Raw genomic sequence first — 17033 nt, forward strand, 5'->3', positions numbered from 1 at the left:
CAGCTAGCCTGAATACTCGTCGCCATACCCTAAACTGCGTAAAGCTCTTTCATCGTCCGCCCAACCTGATTTCACTTTAACCCAAGTTTCTAAGAAAACCTTTTGATCAAACAAGCTCTCCATATCTCTGCGAGCTTCTGCACCAATAGTCTTTAAACGCTCACCTTTATTACCGATCACCATTCTTTTTTGGCTACTACGTTCAATCAAGATCAAAGCATTGATATGTAGAATGCCTTTTGCATCAACTTTAAATTGTTCAATTTCAACTGTAGTCGAATAAGGAAGTTCGTCACCAGTAAATCGAATGAGCTTTTCTCTTATAATTTCTGAAGCCATAAAACGGCTTGAACGGTCGGTAATATAGTCTTCAGGAAACCAAAAATCACTTTCAGGTAAGCTAGCAAAACAAGCGTTGCTTATTTTATCTATGTTGTAGCCTTTACTTGCTGAAATTGGCACTATTTCTTGAAAGTCATATTTTTCTGCTAAGATTTGCAAATGCGGTAATAAGGCTTCTTTGTCTTGTACATTATCTACTTTATTAATTGCTAACACGCAAGGCACATTCGCCTGTTGGACTTTCTTTAACACCATTTCGTCGTCTTCAGTCCAATGCGTCCCCTCAACAAGAAATATTGCTAAGCCTACTTCTGCTATAGAACTACTTGCCGCACGATTCATTAATCGGTTAATCGCCCTTTTTTCATCTAAATGAAGCCCTGGGGTATCGACTAATACCGCTTGGTTATTACCTTCGGTTAAAATACCTAAAATACGATGTCTTGTCGTTTGAGGCTTTTTAGAAGTAATGCTTATCTTTTGCCCTAACAAACCATTAAGCAAGGTTGATTTACCGACATTAGGTCGGCCAATAATGGCGATTAAACCACAACGTTTAGTCTCGTTTTGTTGTGTTGAATTATTTGGCATTATCAATTATTTCCAATACTTGTTGGGCTGCCGCTTGTTCAGCTTTACGTCGACTTGTTCCTTTGCATACCACTTCTTTGTCAATAATTTGGGTAGTACAACGTACCGTAAACTCTTGATTATGTGATTGCCCAGTTGTATGGATAACCTCATAATTTGGCAATTCTATTTTTCTGCCTTGCAGGTACTCTTGTAAACGTGTTTTGGGATCTTTATGAACACTACCAGGTTTAATTTTTGTTAAGCGAGAATCGAACCAGCGTAAAATTAACTCTTTACAAGTAGCTCCATCTGAATCTAAATAAACCGCACCAATGATTGCTTCAATAGCATCTTCTAAAATAGATTCTCGACGATGTCCGCCACTTTTCAATTCACCAGGTCCTAAAATAAGGTGTTCACCAAGTGAAAAGTCTTTACCTAGTTCAGCTAAAGTAACTCCTTTTACTAAACTAGAGCGCATGCGAGTTAAGTCGCCTTCATCTTGTGCAGGAAAACGTTCAAATAATTCTTCAGCAATAACAAAGCCTAAAATTGAATCACCTAAAAACTCAAGACGCTCATTGTGAGCACCTTTTGCACTTCGATGTGTTAACGCTTGAATCAATAACGACTCGTCATTAAATTTATAACCAAGGCGTTTAGTTAATCGTGCGATAGCTTGGGCATTATTTTTGATCATTTAATGAATAGCACCTATACGATTAAGCCTTACACCCGTTGGGATCCAATGAGGAAGTATGTCTCTTGAATCACGCTCAAAATCAAAACTCATCCAAATAGCTACCGCTTCACCAACTAAATTTTCTTCTGGAACAAAGCCCCAGTAACGACCATCAAGTGAGTTATCACGATTGTCACCCATCACAAAGTATTGTCCTTCTGGTACAACAAACTCGTCGCGCTGCGTGCCAGTTTGTGGGAAGTAATTAGCCGTTCGTGGCGCCACTTGATTATCAATTAAGATGTCATGAGTTTTGTTGGGCATTTTCGAGGTATATCGAGTTAATGGTCTTTGTTGATTGCTGTACTCACCCGTATTTTGAAAGTCTTGCACAACTTGTTCAAACTCAGGACACTTATCATCAGTAGGCTGGCACACAGGTTTGATATAAAGCGATTTATTTCGATAAATAATACGTTCGCCTGGCAAACCTATAACACGCTTGATGTAATCGATATCCGGATTTTCAGGGTATTTAAATACCACAACATCTCCGCGCTCAGGTAAACCTACTTCAAAAAACTTATTACGAACCACAGGATCACGAAGTCCGTAATTAAATTTATTCACTAAAATGAAATCGCCATCAAGTAATGTTGGCATCATTGAACCAGACGGAATTTGAAAAGGTTCATAGATAAAAGATCGCAGCACCAAAACAAAAGCAATCACTGGAAATACTTGCACCGAAGTATCAACAACAGCAGAAGGCTCTAACAAGGTTGCAATAGTTTCTTTAGTTAACGGCTCTGTGCATTGACTTTGCGCATTATCGACTTTTAATTGACGTTGCGATGCCAAGTAAAATTTATCTGTTAACCAAACTATCCCTGTAATAACAGTGATAATAACCAAAAAAATTGAAAAATAAACAGCCATAATTTTCCTAAAACACGTTAACTTAATATAACTTAATTAGTTCTCTAGCTTCAACACAGCTAAAAACGCTTCTTGGGGAACTTCAACATTGCCCACTTGCTTCATACGTTTTTTACCGTCTTTTTGTTTTTGTAAAAGTTTTTTCTTACGACTAATATCGCCACCATAACATTTTGCAGTTACGTTTTTACGCAGTTGTTTAACAGTAGTACGTGCAATAACGTTATTGCCAATAGCCGCCTGAATAGCAATATCAAACATTTGTCTGTGAATAAGCTCTTTCAATTTATCTACTAATAAACGTCCACGTGATACTGAATTACTTCTATGTGTGATCATCGCTAGAGCGTCAACACGATCGCCATTAATCATGACATCAACACGAACCATGTCAGCAGCTTCAAAACGAACAAAGTTATAGTCAAGTGATGCGTAACCACGACTGGTAGACTTTAATTTATCAAAGAAGTCCATAACGACTTCAGCCATAGGTAACTCGTAAGTTACCGCAACCTGATTACCATGATAGATAATGTCTTTTTGCATACCACGCTTTTCAATACACAGTGTAATGACGTTACCTAAAAACTCCTGGGGAACTAAAATATTAGCTTGTACTATAGGCTCTCTAATTTCATCTATATTATTAATTGGCGGTAAATCTGATGGGTTATCAATAGATAACACATCTCCACTGGTACAAGCGATTTCATAGTTTACTGTTGGCGCAGTAGTAATTAAATCAAGATTGTATTCACGCGCTAAGCGTTCTTGAATAATTTCCATATGCAACATGCCAAGGAAACCAATACGGAAACCAAAGCCTAATGCTGACGAGTTTTCAGGTTCAAAAAATAAAGAGGCATCATTTAAACTTAACTTATTAAGTGCGTCTCTAAAGTTTTCATAATCGTCTGAACTAATAGGGAAAATACCGGCATATACTTGTGGTTGCGCTTTAGAAAAGCCCGCTAATGGTTCAGCAGCTTCTTTCTTTGAAATAGTAATAGTATCGCCTACTGGCGCACCATGAATTTCTTTAATACCCGCGATAACAAAACCTACTTCACCGGTTTTTAAGATACCGGTATCAGTTTGCTTAGGAGTAAAAATACCTACTTTATCAATTTGGTGTACTTGTCCAGTGGACATCACCAACATTTTATCGCCTTTTTTAATTTCACCATTCATCACACGAATCAATGAAACAACGCCTTGATAATTATCGAACCAAGAATCGACGATAAGGGCTTGAAGAGGAGCTTCTTTATCTCCTTCTGGTGGAGGAATATTTTTAACAATAGACTCTAAAACGTCTTCAATTCCGATACCAGTTTTTGCCGAACAAGTTACTGCATCGGTGGCATCAATACCAATAATGTGCTCTATCTCTTCTGAAACTCGTATCGGATCCGCTTGAGGTAAATCAATTTTATTTAAAACGGGAATAACTTCTAAATCCATTTCGATAGCGGTATAGCAGTTTGCAACGGTTTGTGCTTCAACACCTTGACCTGCATCAACGACAAGCAACGCCCCTTCACAAGAAGCTAAAGAGCGTGAAACTTCATAAGAAAAATCAACATGTCCAGGAGTATCAATGAAATTTAACTGGTAAACTTCACCATCTTGAGCTTTATAATCTAACGTTACACTTTGTGCTTTAATGGTAATACCACGTTCTCGTTCTATATCCATAGAGTCGAGTACTTGAGCTTCCATTTCTCGGTCTTGTAAACCGCCACAATGTTGTATCAAACGATCGGAAAGCGTAGATTTACCATGATCAATGTGAGCTATGATGGAGAAATTTCGAATATTTTTCATAAATAGAAGGTCAAATATAGGCTGATAAATTAAGTAATGGCGAGATTTTAGCTAATTTCACGCGCTGGGGCTATCTTTATTCACATATCTATAGCGGGAATTAGTCGAGAGTGGTTATTTTTAAATCATTTGATTGAATACGAAGAATTTTAGGCATCAAAGCCAACCCTTGTTCAGAGTGAGTTTGCCAGAACTTCGCTAAGCGGTGGCCAAGATATCCCCCTGCACAACCTAACAACACACCATATAACTCAGTTGAGAAAATGGCAGATTGTACAAAATATTGCCCTAGCCCAGAAAAAGAAATAAGACCAATTAAAGGCCATAAGTATACTTGCCACGCCGAATGTAGCATCCCTTTTTCAGACAAACCGAGGACAATAGTATCACCTACGTTAACGTTAAGATCAGTGTTTAAGTCTACTGTTAATTTTTTTTGGGGGATAGCCTTGGATACTTGTCCGCTACCGCAACTGTCAACTTGTTTACAACCACTACAGGTAGACTTTATTGTACTTTCAACGGTGACCGTAGAGAGAGTATCATCAGCCAAATTAGAGGGTTTAATGGCAACAACTGTTGCTAACTCTTCCATCATGGCGCTGAGGTAATCGTTTTAATACGAACAGAATCAGCTATCGCTTTTGCTGTACTCGAAGGTATTTTACCTACAACACTAACTTCAAAGCCATTCACTACTTGGTTTAATACTAACGTTGCACCATCCATTACATACTCAACGTCTCTATTTTTATCTCGACTAGCAGCAACATAAACAGAAACATCCACTAAACCATCATTAAATAAAATAAACTCTACCGCTTGTTTTGTTGCAGAAATACGGTGACGATTCGATTTAACAGGCTTAAAACCTGTAGGTAACCACTGAACCTCCCATCCTAACTCTTCGACAGTTGAGTTATTGATGTTTTCAATCACGGGCGGTAGTTCGGCAAATTTCAATTGTTTAATTGTATCGACCAAATGATCGGTAATTTCTAAATGGGTAAATTGTACTTGTTCAAGTAATTGACCTTTGCGAGAAATTATCGCTAGTTTTAATAACAAACCAGACTCTTGATCTAACCATAACCAATAACCGAATCTGTCTTGCTCTTTCGATACAATTCTAATTAGTTGCGCTACCCGACCTAATATTCTACTGCGCCCTACTGATATAAATTCGTAACTTGCTTCTAAAGAGGCAATATCACCACTTAAAATCGCTGGAATTGGTCCACTAATAGTTTCAGAGTCGACAGAATATGGTGGTGTTTCTGGCTCGATATAACTAATAATATCGCCTTTTCGCAAAATATCGCGTCTAGGGCCATTAAGGGTTGCAAAAATTTCTAACTCTTCATTATTTTCATCGACACCATGAAACCAATGGTAAGGCTCCGCTTGGTTGTTTTTTACCACAACAAAAGAGGTATTAAAGTTGAGTTCTTTTAACGCAACAGATAAACGCTCAAGCCATAACTTAGCGGATACCGGTTTAATTTTATTAGCTTCTTCGGAGGAGTTTAGCGGTGTTTCACTAGCAACTGCTGCTAAGTTAATACTTAACAGCAGCATAAAAGAAATAATTTTTATCATTTAGCGGAGCTTTCAACCTTGTTGGTTGGTGAAGTTGCAGTGACTTTATCACTAGGAGTACTTAATTTAACTTGTTGATGATGATCTGACAAGAGTGCTTGAAAACGTCTTTGTTGTTCAATATACGCTTGTTTTTGTGTTAAACGAGAATTCGACTGCGTATTAAAACTTACTGGAGCAGCAAACCCCGCTAGCGGTGTTGTTTGTACCACGTGACTTGGCATTACGACTTCATTTTGAGCAACATTCTGTTGAACACCTAAAATCATTAAACCTGCCGCTGATGCAGCAATAGCAACTTGACCAAAAGGTTTAGCAAATTGAACTACTTTCGCTTTTACATCACGATAAATAGTCGACTTTTTAGGCGCAAGTATCGTAGGTTCATCGGCAATTGATTGAGCAATTTGAGCGGATAAGTCTACTGAAACAGATTCAGGAAGTTCATCACGAAGTACATCACCGATTAAGTGATAACGATCCCAAGTCTCAGAAAGCACATTATCATTTGCTAATTGTTCGAATAAGTCATCGTTTGATTTATTACTGTCACGATAATTATCAGCAAGTGATGATATTTTTTCAAATTTACTTTCACTCATACTTAAACCTTTAATGTTGGTAAATATTTAATCTTTAGGTACATTGCTCAATTTACGGTTAATTTTGTAGCAAAGGCCTAATCTTTTTCTCTATTGCATCGCGTGCTCTAAATATTCTTGAGCGCACCGTACCAACAGGACAATCCATAATAATAGCTATTTCTTCGTAACTTAATCCTTCAAGCTCTCGAAAATTTATCGCTAAACGTAAATCTTCAGGCAACTGTTCCATAGTATCAAAAACAACTTTTTTAATTTCTGCTGTTAATAAGGCCTTTTCAGGGGAGGCATTTTCTCTTAATGCGTCACCACTGTCATAAAACTCGGCATCATTAACATCAATATCACTCCCCGGAGGTTTGCGACTTAATGCCACTGAATGATTTTTTGCGCAATTTACAGCAATCCGATATAGCCAAGTATAAAAAGCGCTTTCGCCTCTAAAATTGGGTAAAGCACGATAGGCTTTAATAAACGCTTCTTGCACTAAATCCGGTACATCACTTTGATTCTTTACATAACGTGAGACTAAACTCGTCACTTTATGTTGATATTTTGTTACTAGCAGGTTGTAAGCGTTTTTGTCTCCACGTTGCACCCGCTCAACCAATTCTTGGTCAACGTTCTGTTCGCTCATTTGAGCCATTTCTCCCAACTACATTTTTAACAAACTTCCACTTCTGTTCAAATCAAGCAACAGTTAACGCTTCAAGTATGACTACACATTTATTAAAAAGTTCTAATTATTTTATTTTAATTTTAAAAAAGATGAAAATAATATGAAAATATTCCCACAATCGCGCGTTTATTACTGTTCCATGACGGCAATAAACGTTAACATCAAGCTATTAGCGTATAGAATACCTTAAAATCCAACTTTTATGAATCAACAATACAATTGTGATGTATTAATTATTGGCAGCGGTGCTGCCGGTTTAACTCTTGCTCTGCATTTAGCGCAAACCTCTAACGTCATCATTTTAAGTAAAGGGCTAATGAATGAAGGCTCTACCTTTTATGCCCAAGGAGGGATTGCAGCCGTTTTTGACGAAAATGATAGCATTGACTCACATGTATCCGACACCTTAATTGCAGGCGCAGGCTTGTGTGATGAATCTGCTGTTCGTTATACCGCAGAAAATGCCAAAGCTTGTCTAGAATGGTTAATTGAACAAGGCGTTGTCTTTGATAAAGAAGTCACTGAGCAAGGCCATTCAGATTATCACCTAACCCGTGAAGGTGGCCACAGCCACAGACGAATACTGCATGCTGCTGATGCCACTGGTCAAGCTGTTCAAACGACTTTAGTTGAACGTGTTAAACAACATAAACGCATTACATTACTCGAGCGCTATAATGCCATCGATCTTATCTGTAAGCCTGAGATGCTTCCTAATAAATCTACAACTAAAAGTTGTATTGGCGCCTACATTTGGAATCGAACAAACGAGCAAGTTGAAAGTATTCAGGCGAAAAAAACAATCTTAGCAACAGGAGGAGCAAGTAAAGTTTATCAATACACTTCAAATCCTGATGTTGCTAGTGGTGACGGTATTGCAATGGCTTGGCGTGCCGGTTGTCGAGTCGCTAATATGGAGTTTAATCAATTTCATCCAACGTGCTTATTTCATGCTGATGCTGGAACTTTTTTACTCACCGAGGCTCTTCGAGGTGAAGGCGCAATCCTGAGACGCCCAAACGGTAGCCGTTTTATGCCTGACTTTGATGAGCGTGCTGAATTAGCACCTCGCGATATTGTTGCCAGAGCCATCGATTTTGAGATGAAACGCCTAGGCGCCGATTGCATGTACCTAGACATTAGCCACAAAGATGAAGACTTTATAAAGAGTCATTTTCCAACAATTTATGAAAAAACATTGTCTTTAGGCATAAACATGGCCAAGCAAGCTATTCCTGTTGTGCCAGCAGCACACTACACTTGCGGCGGAGTTATGATAGATAATCATGGCAAAACCGATATTGAAAATTTATATGCTATCGGCGAAGTTTCTTACACAGGGCTTCATGGTGCCAATCGCCTGGCAAGTAATTCTTTATTAGAGTGTTTAGTTTTTGCTAGAGCCGCTGCCCTAGAAATAACTGAAACAATTGACCATAAACAACCTCACCAACAGTTACCTAATTGGGATGAAAGCCGAGTGACTGACTCTGATGAAGAAGTGGTTATTCAACATAATTGGCACGAGCTTCGATTATTTATGTGGGATTTTGTTGGGATTGTGCGCACAACCAAGCGGTTAGAGCGCGCTTTACACCGTGTTGAGTTACTCCAAAGTGAGATTGATGAGTATTATCGCCACTTTAAAGTCAGTAATAACTTGCTTGAGTTACGTAATTTAGTACAAGTAGCAGAGTTAATTATTAACAGTGCCTTAGCTCGTAAAGAAAGTAGAGGCTTGCACTATACTCTTGATTACCCAGAAACAGATAGCACCGCTAAGGTAACGGTTTTAACGCCTTAATAATTCGCCTTAATCGAGAGTAGTCTACTGTCGATAGTTGGTCTTTGAAAATAAATATTGGCTCCGCATGAGTTAACTTATTTTCTTGTTTATTAAAAATTAGCCAGCACCCGAGAAAACTCACTCTAGAGTGTGCTGATAGCTGCCATTCTTGAGCGCCTCCATTTGAACGATAAAACTGGCAACTGCCCTGCTGAGTAACAGTAAAAACTTCCTGTTGCTCTTTAGCAATGAATTTTTGATCCACATCTTTTAAACTAAAACTTATTAAAGGTAAAAAAAGCACAGTAAAAAAAATCAAACTAGCTAATGGGTATAGGTTGGTGCTGTAGAAATAGGTAATAAAGGCGAGTAGTAAAAAAACAGTCACACCAGAGCAAAAGTACTTATAGTGTGACGTTTTTAATGTGATTTTATGCTTTAACTCTATCGAGTATAAATTGGACCATGGCGTTAAGTTCTTCATCTTCACAAATTTTATGTCCCATAAACCATGCAAATAACTCTGGGTCTTGTTCTGCTAATAGACGCTCAAATATATCTTTATCTTTATCTGACAATAAATCGTAAGCCTCTTCGACAAAAGGCATAAACAACACATCGAGTTCTAACATACCACGACGACATGCCCACCTTAAACGCGGCTTATTATCTTTAAGCGACTTTGATGAAGGTGCACCAACAGATTGTGAATGAGAAGATTGAACAGACATAATTTACCACTTAAGATTAAAACTAGTGCTATTGTAACAATTTCGCCAATAAAGTCGCAGCTTTTTACTGACATTTCTTTGTTTAAATCTTGAGATTTTTATTATTGCCCACATCATATTAATATCAAACCCCTCAATAAATAACATTATGTCTATTCAAACCGTAATTTCACAGCCAAACGTTTCACAGCTTCCTGCAACGTATGTTATTGCATTAAGTGATTTGAGTGCTATTTCATTAGTTGGCCAAGATCAATGTCAGTATCTCCAAGGGCAAGTTACTTGCGATGTTAATTCAGTTAACGAGCACAGTTTAACTCATGGCGCGCATTGTGATGCTAAAGGAAAAGTGCTTTCAGTTTTTCGATTAATTGAGCGCAATAGTCGCTACTTATTAATCCAACCTAAAACCAGTATCGCCCTTTCATTAGCAGCATTACAAAAATTTGGGGTATTTGCTAAAGTTGAAATTGAACAAGCCTCACAGTTAAGCTTTTATGCATTAGTTGGCGAGCAAGCAACACAAGTGTTACAACAGCAATTTAATCGTATTCCCGATAGTTTAACTCCAGTAATTCAAGCAGGCTCAACTACCTTGGTTTATATTGCAGGAGAAACAGCTCGTTACCTATTAATTGATGAAAGCAGCACTGTTGAGCAATTAATAGGTAACTTCAATTTAGCTATATATAATCACGACGTTTGGAACTTATTAGAAATAACAGAAGGCTTCCCAGTGTTAGCGCCAGAAAGTGTCGAACAATATGTGCCACAAATGTTAAATCTACAAGCTATTAACGGCATAAGCTTTACTAAAGGCTGTTACTTAGGACAAGAAACAGTAGCTCGTATGCAATACTTAGGAAAAAATAAGCGAGCCTTGTTTCGACTTAACTCAACTGGCACAGTAGATACTGATTACCCAAAAATTGTTGCTGGCGATATTATCGAAAAACAACTAGGGGATAATTGGCGTAAAGCTGGAGATGTTTTATCAACCTACATTTGTCAAGAAGAAGTAAACATTCAAGCTGTGCTTGCTAGCGATGTAGAACAAAGCACAGTGTTTCGACTTAAATCAACTCCTGAGCTTCAATTCTCGTTGGTCGATTTACCTTATTCACTTAACCAAGAAGATTAATTCTATGAAAATTGAAAAAAACAAAGTTGTCGTTATGCATTACGCAGTATCTGATAGCGAAGATACCTTAATTGATAGTTCTTACGATGATAAGCCCCTTGAAATTATTCATGGTACGGGTTATTTAATCCCAGGATTAGAAGAAGCTCTAACAGATCATGTTGTTGGCGATAAATTTGAGGTTGAAGTGCCTGCTGCTCAAGCATATGGCGAACGATTTGATGATTATGTTCAAACCGTACCTAAAACATTATTTGCAGGTATCGAAGACTTAGCTGTTGGCTCTCAACTTCGCGCAACGACTGACGATGGTGAACAAACCGTTATCGTTATTGATGTGCAAGATGATGAAATTACTGTAGATGGAAATCATCCCTTAGCAGGTATCGACTTAAAATTTGATGTTGAAGTATTAGAAATTCGTGATGCGAGCGAAGAAGAGTTAGCTCATGGGCATGTGCATGCTGAAGGTGGTTGTGGTCATAATCACTAATCTTTAGATTAAAGTCAGCTATCGTGAGCTGGTTAAAATAATCTGCTGATAAAAAAAGCCGACAGTATATAAATACTGTCGGCTTTTTATTTTCGTTCTTAAATGTATTATTCTGCTTCTGGTCTCATATGCGGGAATAAAATAACATCTTTAATACTTGGCGAATCTGTAAATAACATCACTAAACGATCGATACCAATACCCTCACCTGCCGTTGGCGGTAAGCCATACTCTAAAGCGTTAATATAATCGGCGTCATAATGCATTGCTTCATCATCACCCGCATCTTTTTCTGTTACTTGCTTTTGGAAACGTTCAGCTTGATCTTCAGCATCGTTAAGCTCTGAGAAACCGTTAGCTAATTCGCGGCCACCAACAAAAAACTCAAAACGATCAGTAATGAATGGATTTTCATCGTTACGACGAGCAAGCGGTGATACTTCCCACGGGTATTCTGTTATAAATGTTGGTTGGTCTAATAAATGCTCTGCTACTTCTTCAAAGATTTCACAAATGTATTTACCTGGCCCCCATACTTTAGCTGCATCGCCTTCTTTAACACCTACTGCCTTCGCCATGGCTTTAATTGCGTCGAAGTTGTTTTCTGGATCACGTAACGCTGCTTCATCAAAGCTTGCTGCGCCACGATGATCTTTACCGTATTGTAAAATAGCATCAACCATTGATAAACGCGCAAATGGCTTGCCTAGGTCGTAGAATTTCTCTTCTACGACTTCGCCATCAGCGTTTTTAACAGTATTACGAATCGTTGTCGTACCTAAAACGTCTTGCGCGATAGTACGTAACATCTCTTCAGTTGTATTCATTAAGTCATGGTAATCAGCATAAGCTTGGTAGAATTCAATCATAGTGAATTCTGGGTTATGACGAGTTGAAATACCTTCGTTTCTAAAGCTACGGTTAATCTCGAATACCCGATCAAAACCACCTACCACTAAACGTTTTAAGTTAAGCTCTGGCGCTATACGCAGGTACATATCAAGATCGAACGTATTATGATGCGTCATAAATGGCTTAGCTGTTGCGCCGCCAGGTATAATTTGCAACATTGGCGTTTCAACTTCCATAAAATCACGTTGGGTTAAAAAGTTACGGATACCAGCAACAATTTTTGAACGAATTTTAAAGGTATTACGTGTGTCTTCGTTGATAATTAAATCAACATAACGTTGACGATACTTCATTTCTTGATCAGATAAACCATGAAATTTTTCAGGTAACGGACGTAGAGATTTCGTTAAAAGTGAATACTCGTCCATATTCACGTAAAGATCGCCTTTACCTGATTTATGTAAAATACCTTTAATACCAACGATATCACCTATATCTAACGAGCCCCATTTTTCACGGATTTCTTTTTGTACAGCTTTTTCAGCATAACCTTGAATACGACCTGATGAGTCTTGAATAACTAAAAACGGACCACGCTTAGCCATAACACGACCAGCAATTGCATAAGTTACTTGTAGAGCTTCAAGTTCTTCTTTGGTTTTTTCGCCATGCTCAGCTTGAATATCTGCTGCTAAATGTTCACGATTAAAATCGTTAGGAAAACCGTTTGCGTTAGAATTTGAGCGAATTTTTTCAAGCTTTACGCGGCGCTCAGCAATCAATTTATTTTCATCTTGTGCTACAGGTGCATCACTTGCTTTATTGGCTTTATCTGTCATTTTACTTCCAAAGTTATCTTAAATTTTTCAATAGGTTGAATATTAGTTAAATAATCATTTCAATCGCTGTAACAGTAATTGTTTATTTTTATAAACCTGACTTTAAACTAGCTTCTAAAAATTTATCTAAATCACCGTCTAATACTGCTTGGGTATTTCTATTTTCAACACCCGTTCTTAAATCTTTTATTCGGCTATCATCTAATACGTAAGAGCGAATTTGACTCCCCCAGCCGATATCCGATTTACCGTCTTCTAATTCTTGCTTCCCTTCGTTTTGCTTTTGTATTTCCATTTCATATAATTTTGCTTTCAATAGTTTCATCGCCGTTGCACGATTCTTATGTTGAGAGCGATCGGCCTGACATGCAACTACCGCACCTGTAGGGACGTGAGTTATACGAATAGCTGAATCAGTTTTATTTACATGTTGACCACCCGCACCAGAGGCGCGGAAAGTATCCGTACGCAAATCAGCAGGATTAATATCTATTTCAATATTGTCATCAATTTCAGGGTAAATAAACGCTGAAGCAAATGACGTATGACGGCGTCCTGAAGAATCGAATGGAGATTTTCGTACTAAGCGGTGTACGCCTGTTTCTGTGCGTAACCAACCAAATGCGTACTCTCCAGTATACTTAATGGTACATCCCTTTATTCCAGCAACATCACCATCGGTTACTTCAATCGCTTCAGTTTTAAAGCCGTGGGCTTCGCCCCATCTCAAATACATGCGCATTAGCATTTCAGCCCAATCCTGTGCCTCTGTACCACCAGAGCCAGATTGTATATCTAAGTAACAATTGTTCGCGTCTTGTTCGCCACAAAACATGCGACGAAATTCAAGTTTTTCTAATACCGCATCTAAACTTGCCGCTTCAGTTTCTGCATCATTAAAGGTTTCTTGATCTTCTTCTTCAACTGCTAGAGCAACTAATTCCTCAATGTCTTCACAGCCCGTTTCTAGCTCAACAATGGTATTAACCACTTCTTCTAAACTACTGCGCTCTTTCCCTAATGCTTGCGCCCGTTCTGGCTCATTCCAAACATCAGGTAATTCTAATTCTCGAGAAACTTCAACTAATCGTTCAGCTTTAACATCATAGTCAAAGGTACCCCCGAAGCAATAAACTGCGTTCGCGAATTTCTTTGACTTTATTTATTACCGGGTTTATTTCAAACATAAGCTTTCTAACAGGATCTCAAATATAGCTTTATAAACAGTTGCTAAGAACAATAAAAACAGTCGCGCATTGTAGCGTAAAAAACAGGGTAAATAAACGCCTATACTTGATTGCCTTATGCTTTATTTATTTAACGAACGTTTCTATATTATCTCGTTTTTTTATCCTTAATTAACATCAAAAACAAAGCAGCTGATATTCCCCCTGAAGCAAATAACATGCACATCACCATTATTTGATATCTCGCGGCAATGACCGGTTCGACTCCCGCTATAATTTGCCCTGTCATCATGCCTGGCAACGATACTATGCCCACAGCAAATAAGGCATTAATATTAGGGATCATCGCAGCAGAAAACGCTGTGTTCCTTGCATAGTGATAAGACTCTTCTCTCGCAAGTTCTGCAAAGTAACGCTCTCCAGACAAACTGATTGAATTCATGCAGCTAGCGAATATCATCCCAGCCAAAGGAAGAAGCGTTTGCGCGTGATACCAAGGGGTTAATGTTAACACTCCTTGGCTTATGACTAACAATGTAAGAAAACCGCTAAAACTCACAGAAAGAATAGCACGGCCAATTAGCTGCTTTTTGGGGACTTGAATGTTATTTAAAGCAATCCAACTAGAAAATAACACCATGACAACTAATACACTTCCAATAAGCCATATTTTGTTTGACGCAAAAATAAAACCTAAACAGTACCCAACTAATAAAAGTTGCACTAACATTCGAATAACAGCGTGACTGGCTCGTCTAACACTTATTGACCACTTTATAAGAATAATAAAAACGATAGCAACTGGGATAAATGCGATAGCAAGGCTTGGCAGCGTGATAATACTAACATTATGTTCCATATTAACTTTTCCTAAAAAGCAATACTTTATCAACTTTACTCATTTTGAATTAATTTTACACAGTATTTATGCTTTCAACCATTAACTGAACCGTTCGCTTACCTCTAAATTCGTTAACATCTAAACGATATGATAAATGCACTTGTTTAGCTTGAGTATTAGGCCACTGTTTAACGTTAATATTAAATGCAATACCGTCAAACACTTCACCTTCTTTCTGTACTACAATCTTTAAGTGTTTCTCACCAACAATACGCTGTTGTAACAATTCAAATTCATCATCAAATAAAGGCTCTGCAAAATTCTGCCCCCAAGGTCCAGAATCTCTAACGTGCTCAGCAAATGACAAGGTCATGTCACTCAGTGGTAATTGCCCATCAGACAATATAACCCCAGTGAGATCCTCCTCTTTAAGCCACTCATGAGCTAAATCATTAAATATAGACTGAAAGCGCTCGAAATCTTTTAACTTTATTGACAAGCCTGCCGCCATAGCGTGCCCACCAAATTTAACAATTAACTCTGGATGTAGCGCCGAAATATGTTCAAGTAAATCGCGAATATGCAAACCAGGAATGGATCTGGCTGAACCTTTTATTTCACTTTCAAGGAGATTTTCTTCATTAATGTCGTCTTTGGCGGCGGCAAAAACAATACTTGGGCGGTGAAATTTTTCTTTAAGTCGGCCAGCAACAATCCCAATCACTCCTTGGTGCCAATCTTTTTGAAAAAGAGCGATAGCATTGGGTAAGTGTTGTCCATCAAAGCTTAATTGTTTTAAGACATTTTCAGCCTCAACTTGCATGCCTTGCTCTATTTCACGACGGGATTTATTTAAATCATCGAGCTCGGCGGCCATTAAGCGTGCAGACATTAAGTCTTTCGCTAATAAACAATTAATACCAAAAGACATGTCATCTAACCGACCTGCCGCATTGATTCTCGGACCGAGTGCAAAGCCAAAGTCACTTGCAACAAGGCGCTGTTGATTTCGTCCAGCTATTTCAATAAGCGCTTGAATACCAGGCCTTGTTTGCCCTGCACGTATGCGTTTTAATCCTTGGTCCACTAAAATACGATTATTCGCATCAAGGGTAACAACATCTGCAACGGTACCTAAAGCGACTAAATCTAATAATTGAGCTAAGTTGGGCTCTTGAATACTGTTAATATTAAACCAATTTGCTTCCCGTAAAAATTTTCGCATTGCGAGCATAAAATAAAATGCCACTCCTACACCAGCTAATGCTTTACTAGCAAACAAACAGCCATTTTGGTTAGGATTGACGATCGCATCAGCCATTGGCAACTGCTTTCCTGGTAAGTGATGATCTGTAATAATCACTTTTAATCCCAACTCTTTTGCTCGTTTTACCCCTGCTAAACAACTGATCCCATTATCAACGGTAATTAATAAATTAGCTCCTTGCTCTGCAGCAATATCTACAATTTCAGGCGTTAGTCCATAACCATACTCAAATCGGTTAGGCACTAAAAATTGATGGTTGCTGCTACCCAAAGCGCTTAATGCCTCCATCATAAGTGCTGTACTGGTTGCACCGTCAGCATCGAAGTCACCAACAATTACAATTTTGGCATTATCGATAAACGCTTGATGTAACACTTTACATGCATCATCAAGGCCTATTAGAGACTCCACAGAATGTAATTGAGCAAGTTTTAAATGTAATTCTTGTGCAGAGTTAACCCCTCGACAAGCATATATTTGTTTAATTATGGGATGTAATTCAGCAGGTAGGTGAGAGTCTTTAACAATACTTCGGCGAACAATCTTCTTTTGCACAAATTTTCCTTAGAGGAGTTAAATAGCCAAGAAAAAAGGTTGATATAAAATAATTATCATATCAACCCTTGTTATAATTTATTGCATGTTAATTATAA

The 17033-nt window shown here is 38.2% G+C and carries 17 protein-coding genes; 3 read left to right on the top strand and 14 right to left on the bottom strand.

The features are described from left to right. Nucleotides 1–3 precede the first annotated feature (3 nt). From era to rpoE, 8 genes are all read right to left on the bottom strand, one after another. Nucleotides 4–933 carry a GTPase Era gene (era, locus tag AC27G3_RS04655; RefSeq protein WP_487119247.1) on the bottom strand — a complete coding sequence of 310 codons (930 nt, stop codon included), beginning with the start codon at nucleotides 931–933 and terminating at the stop codon, nucleotides 4–6. Continuing rightward, nucleotides 923–1615 (bottom strand): ribonuclease III, encoded by a 693-nt coding sequence (gene rnc / locus AC27G3_RS04660; RefSeq protein WP_487119249.1) that lies wholly within the window; start codon nucleotides 1613–1615, stop codon nucleotides 923–925. Before rnc ends, era begins: the two co-directional genes overlap by 11 nt. Next, nucleotides 1616–2536 carry a signal peptidase I gene (gene lepB, locus AC27G3_RS04665; protein ID WP_487119251.1) on the bottom strand — a complete coding sequence of 307 codons (921 nt, stop codon included), beginning with the start codon at nucleotides 2534–2536 and terminating at the stop codon, nucleotides 1616–1618. A gap of 36 nt (nucleotides 2537–2572) precedes the next feature. After that, on the bottom strand, nucleotides 2573–4363 hold the full coding sequence (gene lepA / locus AC27G3_RS04670) for a translation elongation factor 4 (protein ID WP_487119253.1): 1791 nt from the start codon (nucleotides 4361–4363) through the stop codon (nucleotides 2573–2575). A 100-nt stretch (nucleotides 4364–4463) separates the two neighbouring features. Further along, a complete protein-coding gene (locus tag AC27G3_RS04675) occupies nucleotides 4464–4961 on the bottom strand; it encodes a SoxR reducing system RseC family protein (protein ID WP_487119255.1) in 498 nt (165 codons plus the stop codon). Next, complete coding sequence (locus AC27G3_RS04680; protein ID WP_487119257.1) at nucleotides 4958–5962, bottom strand: MucB/RseB C-terminal domain-containing protein; 1005 nt, start codon at nucleotides 5960–5962, stop codon at nucleotides 4958–4960. The genes AC27G3_RS04675 and AC27G3_RS04680 overlap by 4 nt, the downstream gene beginning before the upstream one ends. Further along, on the bottom strand, nucleotides 5959–6564 hold the full coding sequence (locus AC27G3_RS04685) for a sigma-E factor negative regulatory protein (RefSeq protein WP_487119259.1): 606 nt from the start codon (nucleotides 6562–6564) through the stop codon (nucleotides 5959–5961). The genes AC27G3_RS04680 and AC27G3_RS04685 overlap by 4 nt, the downstream gene beginning before the upstream one ends. 58 nt (nucleotides 6565–6622) lie before the next feature. After that, nucleotides 6623–7201 (bottom strand): RNA polymerase sigma factor RpoE, encoded by a 579-nt coding sequence (gene rpoE / locus AC27G3_RS04690; protein WP_487119261.1) that lies wholly within the window; start codon nucleotides 7199–7201, stop codon nucleotides 6623–6625. Between the two features lie 244 nt (nucleotides 7202–7445). On the opposite strand from rpoE, the gene nadB reads away from it, so the two are divergent. Continuing rightward, complete coding sequence (nadB, locus tag AC27G3_RS04695; protein ID WP_487119263.1) at nucleotides 7446–9047, top strand: L-aspartate oxidase; 1602 nt, start codon at nucleotides 7446–7448, stop codon at nucleotides 9045–9047. On the opposite strand, the gene AC27G3_RS04700 is transcribed toward nadB, so the two are convergent. Then, nucleotides 9022–9513 (bottom strand): protein YgfX, encoded by a 492-nt coding sequence (locus AC27G3_RS04700; RefSeq protein ID WP_487119382.1) that lies wholly within the window; start codon nucleotides 9511–9513, stop codon nucleotides 9022–9024. The two genes, nadB and AC27G3_RS04700, sit on opposite strands and share 26 nt — an antisense overlap. Next, nucleotides 9461–9760: an FAD assembly factor SdhE gene (locus AC27G3_RS04705; protein ID WP_487119265.1), complete on the bottom strand. Its 300-nt coding sequence runs from the start codon at nucleotides 9758–9760 to the stop codon at nucleotides 9461–9463. Before AC27G3_RS04705 ends, AC27G3_RS04700 begins: the two co-directional genes overlap by 53 nt. Nucleotides 9761–9908: 148 nt before the next feature. Between AC27G3_RS04705 and ygfZ the strand changes: the two genes are divergently transcribed. Continuing rightward, nucleotides 9909–10901 carry a tRNA-modifying protein YgfZ gene (ygfZ, locus tag AC27G3_RS04710; protein WP_487119267.1) on the top strand — a complete coding sequence of 331 codons (993 nt, stop codon included), beginning with the start codon at nucleotides 9909–9911 and terminating at the stop codon, nucleotides 10899–10901. Between the two features lie 4 nt (nucleotides 10902–10905). Further along, nucleotides 10906–11394, top strand: coding sequence for an FKBP-type peptidyl-prolyl cis-trans isomerase (locus tag AC27G3_RS04715; protein WP_487119269.1), 489 nt, complete (start codon nucleotides 10906–10908; stop codon nucleotides 11392–11394). Nucleotides 11395–11501: 107 nt separating this feature from the next. Here AC27G3_RS04715 and lysS read toward each other — a convergent pair whose 3' ends face one another. The 4 genes from lysS to recJ form a co-directional block, all read right to left on the bottom strand. Then, nucleotides 11502–13085 (bottom strand): lysine--tRNA ligase, encoded by a 1584-nt coding sequence (lysS, locus tag AC27G3_RS04720; RefSeq protein WP_487119271.1) that lies wholly within the window; start codon nucleotides 13083–13085, stop codon nucleotides 11502–11504. Nucleotides 13086–13173: 88 nt separating this feature from the next. After that, nucleotides 13174–14272 (bottom strand): peptide chain release factor 2 gene (gene prfB / locus AC27G3_RS04725; protein ID WP_487119273.1). Its coding sequence is split into 2 segments (ribosomal slippage): nucleotides 13174–14196 and nucleotides 14198–14272, totalling 1098 coding nucleotides; the frame shifts between segments, so codons are not numbered across the junction. A gap of 148 nt (nucleotides 14273–14420) precedes the next feature. Continuing rightward, the gene (locus AC27G3_RS04730; RefSeq protein ID WP_487119275.1) at nucleotides 14421–15131 is read right to left on the bottom strand and encodes an ABC transporter permease; all 711 of its coding nucleotides are present in this window, start codon (nucleotides 15129–15131) and stop codon (nucleotides 14421–14423) included. Between the two features lie 55 nt (nucleotides 15132–15186). Next, nucleotides 15187–16935, bottom strand: coding sequence for a single-stranded-DNA-specific exonuclease RecJ (recJ, locus tag AC27G3_RS04735; protein WP_487119277.1), 1749 nt, complete (start codon nucleotides 16933–16935; stop codon nucleotides 15187–15189). Nucleotides 16936–17033: the final 98 nt, after the last annotated feature.

It is taken from the genome of Colwellia sp. SU-HH01217 (genome assembly GCF_057543495.1).

Excerpts from the sequence above, each read along its gene's own strand:
- era (WP_487119247.1), bottom strand. The coding sequence starts at position 933 with ATGCCAAATAATTCAACACAACAAAACGAGACTAAACGTTGTGGTTTA.
- rnc (WP_487119249.1), bottom strand. The coding sequence starts at position 1,615 with ATGATCAAAAATAATGCCCAAGCTATCGCACGATTAACTAAACGCCTT.
- lepB (WP_487119251.1), bottom strand. The coding sequence starts at position 2,536 with ATGGCTGTTTATTTTTCAATTTTTTTGGTTATTATCACTGTTATTACA.
- lepA (WP_487119253.1), bottom strand. The coding sequence starts at position 4,363 with ATGAAAAATATTCGAAATTTCTCCATCATAGCTCACATTGATCATGGT.
- AC27G3_RS04675 (WP_487119255.1), bottom strand. The coding sequence starts at position 4,961 with ATGATGGAAGAGTTAGCAACAGTTGTTGCCATTAAACCCTCTAATTTG.
- AC27G3_RS04680 (WP_487119257.1), bottom strand. The coding sequence starts at position 5,962 with ATGATAAAAATTATTTCTTTTATGCTGCTGTTAAGTATTAACTTAGCA.
- AC27G3_RS04685 (WP_487119259.1), bottom strand. The coding sequence starts at position 6,564 with ATGAGTGAAAGTAAATTTGAAAAAATATCATCACTTGCTGATAATTAT.
- rpoE (WP_487119261.1), bottom strand. The coding sequence starts at position 7,201 with ATGAGCGAACAGAACGTTGACCAAGAATTGGTTGAGCGGGTGCAACGT.
- nadB (WP_487119263.1), top strand. The coding sequence starts at position 7,446 with ATGAATCAACAATACAATTGTGATGTATTAATTATTGGCAGCGGTGCT.
- AC27G3_RS04700 (WP_487119382.1), bottom strand. The coding sequence starts at position 9,513 with ATGAAGAACTTAACGCCATGGTCCAATTTATACTCGATAGAGTTAAAG.
- AC27G3_RS04705 (WP_487119265.1), bottom strand. The coding sequence starts at position 9,760 with ATGTCTGTTCAATCTTCTCATTCACAATCTGTTGGTGCACCTTCATCA.
- ygfZ (WP_487119267.1), top strand. The coding sequence starts at position 9,909 with ATGTCTATTCAAACCGTAATTTCACAGCCAAACGTTTCACAGCTTCCT.
- AC27G3_RS04715 (WP_487119269.1), top strand. The coding sequence starts at position 10,906 with ATGAAAATTGAAAAAAACAAAGTTGTCGTTATGCATTACGCAGTATCT.
- lysS (WP_487119271.1), bottom strand. The coding sequence starts at position 13,085 with ATGACAGATAAAGCCAATAAAGCAAGTGATGCACCTGTAGCACAAGAT.
- AC27G3_RS04730 (WP_487119275.1), bottom strand. The coding sequence starts at position 15,131 with ATGGAACATAATGTTAGTATTATCACGCTGCCAAGCCTTGCTATCGCA.